Below are 11897 nucleotides of genomic sequence, written 5' to 3'. Positions count from 1 at the left end.
CCCGCGGTCGTTCTGCCTGCCGACCCGGCAAGGGTCAGTGATGCCCGCGCTCGTGCTTCTGGCTCATGAAGGTCGCGGCCTTTTCGAGGTGCTCCATCAGCAGCGTGTACTGGTGCGAGTCGAGGCTCTCGAGAAGGGCCGTCATCTCGTCGGCCAGGGCGTATCCGCGCTGGCGCATCTGCTCGACTCCGGCATCGACGGTCTGCCGAATCTCCTCGCGGCTCAGCTCGCCATCGGCGGCGTGGCGGACCAAGGCCTGGAGATGCTGACCATGCAGATGGGCCCCGTTCCAGTGGCTGCTGACCATCCCGTGGATGGCATGGATCTGGCGCATCTGCTCGGGATTCAGGTCGAGCTCCGCCAGCACGCTCTCGGGAGAGTGGGAGTCCTGGCCGTGAGCCCCGGCGAACAGCCACCCCCCGCTGCAGAGGGCGGCTGCGACCATCAAAATCGCTATCCAGAAAAATCGTTTCGACATCGCTTGCTCCTGTGACTCATCGCTGGCCACCATGGCCACCAATGTGGAGCGCAGCTTGGCGGGGACACCTTGCGCCAGCGTGTGGCCAGCGTGAAGGCGCGTCAAGAATTGTTGCGAAGTGTTGCGACCGGAGGGTCAGATGCCGCTTCTCTCCCACGGCTGATGCAAAGACCGGAAGGGATCGAGGGACACGGCGGGACCGGCGAACCCCCAAGGCGGCAGCTCGCGACCGGGGGTCAACCCGAGGCGGATTTGCAGCGCCGCGAAGCGCGGATGGCCTCGCAGTGGACGAAGCTCCGGCAAGGAGGCCATCCAGAGGGTTTCCCAGTCGCCGCGATCGACCGCTCGGGTGAGCAGCCCGAGGGCACCATCGCGATCGTCCCGGCGTAGCGCGATCACGGCCCTCTGAACCAGCAGGCGGTCCTCCGGAAAGGCATTCACCATGAGGCGGTGAAAGGCCGGCCAACCGCCGCGCGACGCCGCCCCTTCGAGAGCCGCGAGGGATGCCGGGTCGACACCGGCCCCGGCAAGATACTCGAGGTAGTCGGCGATGCCCTCCTGCGACCGCCCCAGGGCGCTCAGGGCCCGCACCCGCTCCCAGGCGGCCGCGTTCGAGGCCGGGTCCAGGCCCAAGGCGATCTCGGCGGCGCGCAGCGATTGATTCGGCTGATTCGCCGCCGCCGCCAAATAGGCGAGGTCCGACCAACCGGTCGCACCCGAAGGGTCGAGCATCAGCGAGCGCCGCGCCGCGCCGAGGGCGGCATCGTGGCGCCCCTGGACGGACAACCACCAAGAGGACGCGGCCAGCAACTGCGGATCCTTCGGCGTTCGTCGCAAGCTGCGCTGCAAGGCCAAGCCGGCGCGCTCCGGATCGCGCTCGTGGAACAGCGCCAGCAGGCCCTCGGCGAGATTCGCTTGGGGCGAGGTCGGGCTCTCGACCAGGGCCCGACGGGTCGCCTTGCGCGCCGCTGCGATCAGCTCCGGACGACGCACCGGATTGCCTTCGGCGATGAACACCAGGGCCTGCGCCCGCAGCGCCTGGGCCTCGCCATCGCCCGGCTCCTCGAGCAAGTGCCAATCGAGGATCTCGAGGGCCCGTTCGAGGGCCGACGGCGAACGCTCGGCGAGGAGAGCGCGCGCTCCCTCGAGCTCGTCATCGGTCGACACCGGATCGCTAACCGGCCAGGCGATCCAGAGAATCGCCGCCAGCAGAGGTACCGCCAGCATCGCCAGCCAGCGACGGACCGTCCCCGGGGGCGCCGGTGTGGTCGATTCCGTCGGCGCCGGCGCCGCGCTCACCGGCGCCGCAATCCAGCGATAGCCGCGTTTGGCGATGGTCTCGATGTAGCGTGGCGAGCGTGCCCGATCCGCCAACACCCGGCGCAACTTGTAGATCGTCACCACCAGAGCATCGTCGGTGACGTGGCGACCGGCCCACACCCTCTGCAGGAGCTCTTCCTTGGTGACCACTTCCCCGGCGCGCTCGAGAAGCAGCGCCAGGGTCTCGCCATGCTTCGGTTCGAGACGGTGGCGGCGCCCCTCGACCTCGAGCTCGAGGCTGAGGCGGTCGAACCTACCCCCGGGAAAGACGAAGCGAGTCACCATGCTCTTTTCTACGCGAGGCGCGCCCGCGGGATGCACCGCTCCAGAAATCGGGCCATCTGGCCTGGTCATGCCGCTGCTCATCGCTTCGTCATCACCTCTTCATCGTTTCGTCAGGACACCGGCGCTCACCGGCCTCAGCATAAGCCCATGAACTCCCAGGCTCCTTCTCTCAGCCGCGGTGCCTCGACCCTGAGGGTCGCCCGACACCTTCTTCTCGCCGCGAGCTTGCTCGCGCTCACCACCTCGATCGCCGCCGCCCGACCGCCCGCCATCGCCGCCTCTCCGCAAGCGCCGGGGGACTTCGGTCGACCGCATCCGGAAGCCGCCGAGGAGCTGTCCCAGTTCGCCTTTCTGATCGGTCGGTGGTCCTGCGACCTCGACTACCTCAACCCCGATCTCACCACCCGGACTCAGTCCCAAGGGACCTGGACCGCTTACTACGCCCTCGATGGTCACGCCATCATGGACGACTTCCGAGGTGGCTTCGGCGAGGGTTACATCGCGACCACCTTTCGCGCCTTCAATCGCCAAGACAAGCGCTGGAACGGCTACTGGCTCGACGGTCGGCGAGGCTTCTGGTCGCAACCCCTGGTCGGCGCCATGCGCGGCGACGAGATGCTGCTCGAAACCCGGATCAAGGCGCGCAACAGCGCCGGCGAGATCATCGACCTCGACCTCGAGTACAACTTCTACGACATCCAGAAGGACCGCTTCCGCTGGCGCCAGCACACCTCCTTCGACGGCAAGAAGACCTGGCGCAAGGAGACCATGCGAATCGACTGTCGACGCGTCCTCGAGCCCGAAACCTGAGGCCTGGGGGGCCCGAACCTCGGGCCGGAGCGGAGGCTGGGAGCCCGCCGCTGGGCCGGCGGGGGCCAGGCCCGGCGGCGGGCGCTTCCCTCTCTCCGTCCCCGTCGGAACAACTCTTGGTGCTGCTTGCCGCGGGCTTCGAGCCCGGAGCCCGCGGCTTCTTTTTTCGCCAGATCACCCACCGAGTCCGAGCCCTACGGAATGCCGTGGCGCTTGCGCTTCTCCCACAGCGTTTTCCGGCTCACCCCCAGCAGCTCCGCCGCTTTACCCTGACGCCCCCGAGTGTAGGCGAGAGCCCGCAGGATTTCTTCCCGCTCGACTTCGACCAATGCCCGCGGCACCGGGCTGGTGAGATTCGCCGGCGGCGGAATTTCCAAAGGGTCGTGGCGCGACAGGATCAGGCCGCGCTCGAGGATCGCCCGCAGCTCGGTGAGATTGCCCGGCCAGCCATGGCGTTCCATCCAATCGGCAGTGGCCGAGGCCAGCCGGGGCTTGGGTCGCCCCAGCCGCTCGGCGAGATCCGCCAGCACCCCATCGGCGATCTGCAGGATCTCGTCTCGCCTCTGGCGCAGAGGCGGTATCTCGAAGGCCAGCACCCCGAGGCGGAAGAACAGATCGCCGCGGAAGGCACCGGCTTCGACCCGCTGGCGCAAATCGCCACCGGCAATCGCTACGAAGCGGACGTCGCACTCGACCTCGGCGCCGCCGAGGGGGGCATAGCGCCTCTCCGCCAACAAGCGCAGGAGCTTCGGCTGCACCTGCAGCGGCAGCGCTTCGAGGTGATCGAGGATCAGCGTCCCACCCTCGGCCCGCGCCACCTTGCCCAGGCGATCGCGCTCGGCACCGGTGAAGGCGCCGCTGCGGTAGCCGAAGAGATCGCTCTCGAAAAGCTCCACCGGCACCGTGCCGGGATCGAGCTCGACAAGCGGTCCGAGGGCGCGGTCGCCGGCGAAGTGCAGAGCGCGGGCGAGGGTCGACCGGCCGCTGCCGGCCTCTCCCAGGAGCAACACCGGCGCATCCACCCGGGCAGCCCGCTGCACACCCTTGAGGGCTTTCGCGAGGCCGGGCGAGAGCGCCAGCAGGCGCGCCAGGTCGGTGGTCAAGAGGTGAAGTCGGCGGTCACTTCGGGCGCGTCCGCCCAGAGGTTCTCCAAGCCGTAGAAGGCGCGCGTTTCCTGATCGAAGACGTGGACCACGAAGGCTCCGAAATCGAGCAGAACCCAGCTCCCGGAGCGCTGGCCTTCGACGTGCAGCGGCCGTGCCCCGAAGGCCCGTAGGTCGCGTTGGATGGCCTCCGCGATGGCCTGCACCTGGCGGTCACTGGTACCGCTGCAGATGACGAAGAAATCGGTGAAGCCGCTGACGCGGGAGAGGTTGAGAACGCGCAGCTCGAAGGCCTTGCGGTCCTCCGCGGCGGCGACGGCGCGACGAACTCGTTGCGAGATGTCGGCGTCGGTGACGGTGGCTAGTTTCATTGGTAGAGGTCGTATTTCTGAATGAATCGTAACACCGGCTCGGCAATCCAGTCGGCCGGTGGCGAGCTGCCGCGCGCAAAGTGACGACGCAGCTCGGTCGAAGAAACGGGCAATGGCCGCACGGCCACGAAATCGATCTCCTGGCGATCCATCAGATCGCGCAGCGGCGACGGCAGATCCGGTCGCAGCCTTTCCGGCTCCCAGCCCGGTCGCACCAACACCACCAATCGCGCCAGGGTCACCAGCTCACGCCAGCGCTTCCAGGTCTCGAGATCGGCGAAGGAATCGCTGCCGATCACCAGGGAGAGCTCGGCATCGGGCAGCCTCTGCCGAAAGGCCTCGACGGTCTCCACCGTGTAGGCCGGTCGATCGCCGGCCAGCTCGTGCGGGGAGACGAACAACCCCTCCTCGTCGAGCAGAGTCAGCTCGACCATCGCGTAGCGCGCCCACGACGACGCGAACCGCCGGTCCGGCTTGTGCGGTGGCCGTGCGGTGGGCAGGAAAATCACCCGATCGAGACCGAGGCTGCGGCGGGCATCCTGCACCGGCGCCACGTGGCCGCGATGGATCGGGTCGAAGCTGCCGCCGAAGAGACCGATCCGCTGGCTCACTCGGCGTCCTCCCTCGCCCGCGCCCGAGCCAGCTCGTCGGAGAGCGCCGTCACCAGCTCGTCGATTCCTTCACCGGTCACCGAGCTGATCTCGAGATAGCGCGCCCCGCGAGCCTCGGCAGCGCTGCGTAGCTCGTCCTGACGCTGCGGCAAGGCGGCGTCGATCTTGCTGCCAACGATCACCTGAGAGCGCTCCAGAAGATCCTCCCGAAAAGCCGCCAGCTCCTGCTCGATGGCGGCCAGATCGGCCGCCGCTCCAGGCCCCTCGACCGCCGACAGATCCACCAGATGCACCAGCAGACGGCAGCGCTCGATGTGCTTCAAGAAGCGGATCCCGAGACCGGCTCCGGAGGCCGCTCCGGCGATCAAACCGGGAAGATCGGCGATCACGAAGGGCTCTGCCAGGGGCCCCCGAGCCACCACCCCGAGCTGCGGCACCAGGGTGGTGAAGGGATAGTCGGCGATCTTCGCCTTGGCCGCCGTCACCCGGCTGATCAGGGTCGACTTGCCGGCGTTCGGCAAGCCCACCACCCCGACGTCGGCGAGCAGCTTGAGCTCGAGCCGAAGCTCCAGCTCGTCCCCCTCCCAGCCCGCCTCGGAGCGCCGCGGCGCCTGATTGGTGGCGGTGGCGAAGCGCGCGTTGCCGCGACCGCCATCGCCACCGGCGGCCACCTTCAGACGCTCGCCGGGTTGCAGCACCTCGCCCACCATCTCCCCGCCCTCGAGGCGAAAGACCTGGGTTCCCAATGGCACCAAGACTTCCTTGTCGGCGCCGCTGCGCCCGGTCTTGTGGGAGCCTTCGCCGTTGCGGCCGTTCTCCGCCGCGTGGAGGGAGCGGCCGCGCAGATGGTAGAGGGTGTTGAGACCACCGTCGGCGATCAGCCAAACGGAGCCACCCTTGCCACCGTCTCCCCCGGCGGGACCGCCTTTGGCGACGAACTTCTCGCGCCGAAACGCCGTGCAGCCGGCACCTCCGCGCCCACCACGGACGCGGATGACCGCTTCGTCGAGAAAGATCAAGGGAAAGAGGAGGGGGTACTACTCGGCCGGGATGACGTGCACGAACTTGCCGTGCCGCCCGCGGTCCTGGAACTCCACGACCCCGGCGGTTTTGGCAAACAGCGTGTCGTCATTGCCGCGGCCGACGTTACGCCCAGCGTTGAACGGCGTTCCACGCTGGCGAAGAATGATCGCTCCGCCCTTCACCTGCTGGCCACCGTAGGCCTTGATGCCGAGATTCTTCGGATTCGAGTCGCGTCCGTTCCGGCTCGAGCCCTGTCCTTTCTTATGAGCCATGACTGCTCCTTCCAGCGCCGCGTCCGGCGCCCGAGGCCCTCAGGCCTGAATGTCGTCGATTCGCACCCGCGTGTAGTTCTGTCGGTGTCCGTTGGTCCGGCGGTAGCCCTTGCGGCGCTTCATCTTGAACACCCGAAGCTTCGGTCCCCGAACGCTTTCGACGATCGAGCCTTTGACCACGGCTCCGTCGACGACGGGCGATCCGAGCTTGACGTTGCCTTCGTCCGCCACCATTAGGACCCGGTCGAAGGAGACGCTTTCCTCTGAATCCGGCAGCAGCTCGACATCGATCACGTCGCCGGGCTCGACCCGATACTGCTTACCACCTGTTTCGATCAACGCATACATGAGACACACTCCTACGGCCAATCCACAAAGGCGTGGACGGCGAAAAGTATCACGCGCTGAAGAGTCGGTCAATCGCTCCCGGACCCCGGTGCTATCCTGCGATGGTGATGGTTCTTCGCGCCCTTCGACTCGGTACTTCCACCGCTCTCCGCCTGCGCGGCGGCCGCCCCTTCGAGGAGTGGTTCGGTGCCACTCGCCTGGTGGGCTACCGCTTCGGATCGCCGCAGGCCGACGAGACCTGGATTCTGCTCCACGGTCTGGCCTCGACGGCTCTCTCCTGGCATCGCACGGCCTGGCACCTGCGCCGCGATTGCCGAGTGATCGTCCCCGAGCTCTCGGGCCTCGGTGGCACCGAGTCGATCGGTGGCGGTCTCGGGGTGGCCGACGGCGTGCGGGTGATCAGCGCCCTGATCGAGCGCGAATCCCCGGGCCGGCGGGTCACCCTGGCCGGCAACAGCCTCGGCGCCTGGATCGCCCTGCGCATCGCCCTCGAGCGCCCGGAGCTGCTCGACCGCCTGGTGCTGATCGCCGCCGCCGGCTATCGCGACCAGGATTGGGAACGCATCAAGGAGCTGGTGACGGTGCGCGACTCCCAGGACGTCGACCCGCTGTTGCGCGCCCTCTTCGTCCGCACGCCCCTCGGGCTGCGTCTGGCACGCAAGGGATTTCAACGCGCCTACGGTTCGCCGGAGGTCGCCTCGGTGCTCGCCAAGCTGCGCGAAGAGGACGCCTACGGCGATCGCGAGCTGCAGTCCCTCGCCCTGCCGACGGCGGTGATCTGGGGCGAGCACGACGGCATCTTCGACTTCGCCGTCGCCGAGCGCATGGCAGCGGCCCTGCCGCAGGCGCACCTCTATCGCCTCGACGACTGCGGCCACGCCGCCCACTGGGAGAAACCCAGCGCCATCGATCGCGCCCTGGACGATTTCCGCCAGCGTTACCCGACCCCTCGTCCGGCGGACGCCGCCGAGGAAGTGCCGGCATGATCGGCTCGCCGGACTACTTCATCTGCCTCGAGTGCGAGTCCCCGAGCTACGTCTTCGAGTGGAAAAACGAGCAGCTCGAAGAGTGCTTCTGTGACGTCTGCGGCAACGACGAGGTCGAGCAATTCCTGTCGCCGGACGACTACGACGCCCTCTCCGGCGCCGAGTAGAAGACGCCTAGCAGGCTGCTGAAAAACTCATCGGCAACCTGCTACCGATCCCGGGAAGACTCGGTGCCCTCGGCTTGGGACAAGCGCTGAAAACTCTCGTCTACTTGGATCTCTTAGCCCAAGGGCTCCCGAGCCCAAGGGGGCGAGGCGGCGGCAAAGCCGCCGAGGTCGGGGGTGAAGGCGCACGACATGTGCGTGCGCCTGAGGGGGGCGCCTTTAGCCCCCTGCTAGCTCGCGCGGGCGACCCGCGCTCCCGGTAGGTAGACCGAAAAAACACTGCCGCCGCCAGGGCGGTCCGAGACCTCGACGTGGCCATCGTGGTTCTGGGCGATGCGCTGCACGATCGCCAGCCCGAGGCCGGTGCCACCCTTCTTATTGGAGTAGAAGAGGTCGAAGATCTTCTGCCGATCGCCCTCGGGCACGCCCGGTCCGTTGTCCTCGACGCGCAGGATCACGCCGCCGCCGAGGGGCTCGGCCCGCAGCCGGACCACCGCCGGCCCCGCGGTCTCTTCGACCGCTGCCAAGGCGTTCTGCACCAGATTGAGCAGTAGCTGGCCGATCTGCTCCGAATCGACCCGCACCTGGGCACCGCCGGTCTCGTCGCGCACCTCGATGCGGACCTTGGCCGACTGCTCGGCCCCGGCCATCACCTGGCGAGTGCGATCGAAGAGCTCACCGACGGCCACCGCCTCGAGCTCCGGCGGCCGCGGCCGGGCATAGGACAGGAAGTCACTCACCAGCCGCTCGAGGCGACCGATCTCGGAGCGGGTGATCGAGAGCAAGCGGCCGCTGCCGCTGTTCGCCGGTCCGGCCAGGTCTTCCTCCAACATCTGCATATTGAGGTTGAGGGAGTTGAGGGGATTGCGGATCTCGTGGGCGAGGCCCGAGGCCAGGGTGCCGACATAGGCCAACCGCTCGGCTCTGGCGGCCTGCTCTTCGAGACGCTTCGAGCGCCGCAGCAATCGCCAGATGATGACGTAGGCGGTGAGCAGAAGCAGCACCGAGACGCCACCGATGATCGAGGCCTGTCGCAGTAGGTCCCGGCGCAGCACCTCGATGCGGTTGTCCATCATCTCGGTGCTCAACCCCACCACCAGGGTGCCGCCGTACTCGCCGATCGGCACCTCGATGCCGGGGAGCTGCTCTTCGAACTGCCGCCGCTCTTCCTGAGTGCGGATCTCGGCATCGCCGGCCTCTTCGAGGCGCGGCGCACCGTCGCGAAAGCGCACCCGGTCGCTGTTGCTCTCGAACACCAGCGTCCCTTCGCCGTCGTAGATGCGGACGTGCTCGACGATGCGCTTCTCGCTCAACATCTCGTCGATGTAGGTGCTGACCAGGTTCTGCGACGCCACCGCCGTAAACAGGTCACGGTCCTGCTGGCGCTCGGCCCCACCGGCGATCTGATCAGCCAGCAGTTGGGCTTCCGCCTGGGTCTCGAGCAAGACCTCGTCGACCTCGCGCTCGGACAGGCTCTTGAAGATCAGGACTCCGAAGAGGGCGAGATCGAAGAGCACGAAGAGGCCGAAGGCGATAGAGCCATAGACCAGCCGTCGCGAGACCGTCGGAGAAGACGCCATAGAGCTTTTCAATTTATCACCGCCTTCCCGAACAGCTCCTCGAGAGAGACCTGCGCAGGAAAAACTAAGATCTGGAGAAAATTTCTGGAATAGACCTCTAATCTTAGTTGTTGACCCTCATGAACACACTGAGATTCGATCCCAACGGGTCTCATTTGAGTCGAACAGAGTCAACGCGGGGCGGGAGCACCCGGCGCCGCCGAACGAGCAGAACCAAGGGTCCCCAAGACCCGACCAAGGAGGAGAGACCATGACCACCCTGATGACCCGCACTCCAGACCTCTTTCGCGACAGCATGCAGCGCTTCTTCGACCGCGGCTTCGACGACTTCTTCACCCTCAGCCGTCCGACCGAGGAGGTCGCCCGCCGCAACTGGATGCCGGCGGTGGACGTGCGCGAATCGGAGGAAGGCTTGACCCTCGTCGCGGAGCTTCCCGGCATGAAGTCCGAAGACGTCGAGATCACGCTCGAGAACCGAGTGCTGACGCTACGCGGCGAGCGCAACTTCGAGAAGGACACAGCGGGCGAGACCTACCACCGTATCGAGCGCTCATACGGCACCTTCTCGCGCTCCTTCACGGTGCCCAGCAACCTGCGCACGGACGAGGTCAAAGCGAGCTTCGAAGACGGCATCCTGACGGTGACCCTGCCCAAGGCCGAAGAGGCCAAGGCGCGCAAGATCACCATCGAGTAAGAGCAGTCGTCGGCACCGACGCCATTCCAGGGCGCCCCCACCGGGCGCCCTTTTTCTTGCTCCGCGAGCAGGACGAAGAACTCGACCAAGACAGCAGGCTTCGAATAAGTCGCAGCGCGAATTTTTCGAAGCCTGCTAGGATGCTTTTTCACCATGAAAAGCGCACGTACTCTCTCCCTCTTGATCGTCCTGACGCTCCTCGGGACCACCGCTTGCGCGCCGCCTCCGGAGCCCATTGAAGCCAGCGACGAGCCCCGCCGCGGCGGTCAGATCGTGATCGGGACCACCGCCGACATGGGCAGCACCAACCCCCTGATCGTCGGCTCCAACCGGCCGACGGACATGATCCTGCGACACGTCTACCTGCAGCTGGTTCGGGAGCGCGCCGACTTCGAAAGCGGTCCGCCGAGCTTCGCCCCGGATCTCGCCGAGAGCTGGCAGTGGTCCGAGGACCACAAAGTGGTGACCTTTGCGCTGCGCCAGGATGCCCGCTGGAGCGACGGCACGCCGGTCACCGCCGCCGACGTGCGCTTCACCTGGCAAGCCCAGATGGATCCCGACATCGCCTGGGATACGGCCTACGCCAAGGAGTCGATCACCGACGTCGAAGTGGTCGATCAGCACACGGTTCGGGTCCACTTCGACCGCGTCTACCCCAACCAGATGCTCGATCTCAACGAGAGCTACATTCTGCCGCAACACCTGTGGGGTCGAGTTCCCTTTGCCGAATGGCGCCAGAAGAGCGAGTGGTTCCGCGACAACGCGGTGTATTCAGGCGCCTTCGAGATCGCCTCCTGGACGCCGCAACAGGAGATCGTGCTGGAGCGCAACGAGGCGTACTACGACCCCGAGCTGCCGCGCCTCGACCGGGTGATCTACCGCATCGTGCCGGACCAGACCAACCACGTCACCCAGCTGCTCTCGGGCTCCATCGACATGGCCGGCACCCTCTCCCCGGAGAATCTCGAACGCCTCGAGGAACAACCGCACATCGAGCTGCGCTCGTTCTGGGGCCCGAGCTACATCTTCATCGCCTGGAACCAGCGCAGCCCCCTGTTCCAAGAGCGAGACGTACGCGAAGCGCTCACCCTCGCCATCGACCGCGCGACCATGGTGGAGTCGCTGTGGGGCGACAAGGGGCGGGTCGCCAATTCACCGATCATCCAGAACGTGTGGATCCACAACCCCGACCTCGAGCCCTACGCCTACGACCCCAACCGTGCCAAGGAGCTGCTCGCCAAGCACGGTTGGCGCGACACCGACGGCGACGGCGTGCTCGACCGCGACGGCCAGCCCTTCGCCTTCGACCTGATGACCAACGAAGGCAACCGCCAGCGCATCGACGCCACGGTCATCATCCAAAGCCAGCTCGCCCGCCTCGGGATTCAAGCGACGCCACGCATTCTCGAGTTCCAATCCTTCGTCAAGAAGACCAACGAAGGCGAGTATGACGCCGCCTTGAGCGGCTGGACGATGCCGACCACGCTCGACTTCCGCTACGCCTTCCACAGCGACGAGATCGGCCACGGCTCGAACTTCATCGCCTACTCGAACCCGGACACCGATCGCCTCCTCGACCAGATCGCCGCCCAGAGCGAGCTCGCCGACGCCGAGCCGCTGCTCCTCGAGCTGCAAGAGGTTCTCAACCAGCAGCTTCCCTACACCATCCTCTGGGAGTCGAAGCGCATCGTCGGCATGAATCGGCGAATTCGCGACGCCAACCCGAATGTGCTGTTCGTCCACTACGACCTGCCGCAGTGGTGGGTCGACTCGTGACCTTCGATCCGGCCCCACGGCGGCGCGAGATCGCCGCCGTGAGCCGGTGAGCGCCTCCACCAGCCCGAGCCCCCGC

Annotated in this window: 14 protein-coding genes; 5 read left to right on the top strand and 9 right to left on the bottom strand. The window is 66.8% G+C overall.

The window, feature by feature from the left end; all coding sequences use genetic code 11:
- Positions 1-34: 34 nt before the first annotated feature.
- Together AAF604_15240 and AAF604_15235 are read right to left on the bottom strand one after the other, a co-directional pair.
- Positions 35-478, bottom strand: coding sequence for a hypothetical protein (locus AAF604_15240; GenBank protein MEM7051023.1), 444 nt, complete (start codon positions 476-478; stop codon positions 35-37).
- Positions 479-613: 135 nt separating this feature from the next.
- Positions 614-2083 (bottom strand): winged helix-turn-helix domain-containing protein, encoded by a 1470-nt coding sequence (locus AAF604_15235; protein MEM7051022.1) that lies wholly within the window; start codon positions 2081-2083, stop codon positions 614-616.
- A 147-nt stretch (positions 2084-2230) separates the two neighbouring features.
- Here AAF604_15235 and AAF604_15230 point away from each other — a divergent pair, with 147 nt between their 5' ends.
- Positions 2231-2893 carry a hypothetical protein gene (locus tag AAF604_15230; protein ID MEM7051021.1) on the top strand — a complete coding sequence of 221 codons (663 nt, stop codon included), beginning with the start codon at positions 2231-2233 and terminating at the stop codon, positions 2891-2893.
- Between the two features lie 194 nt (positions 2894-3087).
- Here the strand turns inward: AAF604_15230 and AAF604_15225 are convergent, their stop codons facing one another.
- The 6 genes from AAF604_15225 to rplU are packed head-to-tail and all read right to left on the bottom strand — an operon-like array spanning position 3088 to position 6621.
- On the bottom strand, positions 3088-3996 hold the full coding sequence (locus AAF604_15225) for a sigma 54-interacting transcriptional regulator (GenBank protein MEM7051020.1): 909 nt from the start codon (positions 3994-3996) through the stop codon (positions 3088-3090).
- Positions 3993-4367 carry a ribosome silencing factor gene (gene rsfS / locus AAF604_15220; protein ID MEM7051019.1) on the bottom strand — a complete coding sequence of 125 codons (375 nt, stop codon included), beginning with the start codon at positions 4365-4367 and terminating at the stop codon, positions 3993-3995. Before rsfS ends, AAF604_15225 begins: the two co-directional genes overlap by 4 nt.
- Positions 4364-4978 (bottom strand): nicotinate-nucleotide adenylyltransferase, encoded by a 615-nt coding sequence (gene nadD, locus AAF604_15215; GenBank protein ID MEM7051018.1) that lies wholly within the window; start codon positions 4976-4978, stop codon positions 4364-4366. Before nadD ends, rsfS begins: the two co-directional genes overlap by 4 nt.
- Positions 4975-5997 (bottom strand): GTPase ObgE, encoded by a 1023-nt coding sequence (gene obgE, locus AAF604_15210; protein ID MEM7051017.1) that lies wholly within the window; start codon positions 5995-5997, stop codon positions 4975-4977. The genes nadD and obgE overlap by 4 nt, the downstream gene beginning before the upstream one ends.
- Before the next feature lie 18 nt (positions 5998-6015).
- On the bottom strand, positions 6016-6273 hold the full coding sequence (gene rpmA / locus AAF604_15205; protein MEM7051016.1) for a 50S ribosomal protein L27: 258 nt from the start codon (positions 6271-6273) through the stop codon (positions 6016-6018).
- A 39-nt stretch (positions 6274-6312) separates the two neighbouring features.
- The gene (rplU, locus tag AAF604_15200; protein ID MEM7051015.1) at positions 6313-6621 is read right to left on the bottom strand and encodes a 50S ribosomal protein L21; all 309 of its coding nucleotides are present in this window, start codon (positions 6619-6621) and stop codon (positions 6313-6315) included.
- Between the two features lie 107 nt (positions 6622-6728).
- Here rplU and AAF604_15195 point away from each other — a divergent pair, with 107 nt between their 5' ends.
- Both AAF604_15195 and AAF604_15190 read left to right on the top strand, forming a co-directional pair.
- Positions 6729-7607, top strand: a complete 879-nt coding sequence (locus AAF604_15195) for an alpha/beta hydrolase (GenBank protein MEM7051014.1) — start codon at positions 6729-6731, stop codon at positions 7605-7607.
- Complete coding sequence (locus tag AAF604_15190) at positions 7604-7774, top strand: hypothetical protein (GenBank protein MEM7051013.1); 171 nt, start codon at positions 7604-7606, stop codon at positions 7772-7774. Before AAF604_15195 ends, AAF604_15190 begins: the two co-directional genes overlap by 4 nt.
- A 227-nt stretch (positions 7775-8001) precedes the next feature.
- On the opposite strand, the gene AAF604_15185 is transcribed toward AAF604_15190, so the two are convergent.
- Positions 8002-9351, bottom strand: a complete 1350-nt coding sequence (locus AAF604_15185) for an ATP-binding protein (GenBank protein ID MEM7051012.1) — start codon at positions 9349-9351, stop codon at positions 8002-8004.
- Positions 9352-9601: 250 nt separating this feature from the next.
- On the opposite strand from AAF604_15185, the gene AAF604_15180 reads away from it, so the two are divergent.
- The gene (locus AAF604_15180) at positions 9602-10045 is read left to right on the top strand and encodes an Hsp20/alpha crystallin family protein (GenBank protein ID MEM7051011.1); all 444 of its coding nucleotides are present in this window, start codon (positions 9602-9604) and stop codon (positions 10043-10045) included.
- A gap of 153 nt (positions 10046-10198) precedes the next feature.
- Positions 10199-11821 (top strand): ABC transporter substrate-binding protein, encoded by a 1623-nt coding sequence (locus tag AAF604_15175; GenBank protein ID MEM7051010.1) that lies wholly within the window; start codon positions 10199-10201, stop codon positions 11819-11821.
- Positions 11822-11897 lie beyond the last annotated feature (76 nt).

This window comes from Acidobacteriota bacterium (assembly GCA_039028635.1).
Lineage (GTDB): Bacteria > Acidobacteriota > Thermoanaerobaculia > Multivoradales > JBCCEF01 > JBCCEF01.
Note: the sequence above shows the minus strand (reverse complement) of the source record. Positions and strands in the feature narration are given on the sequence as shown.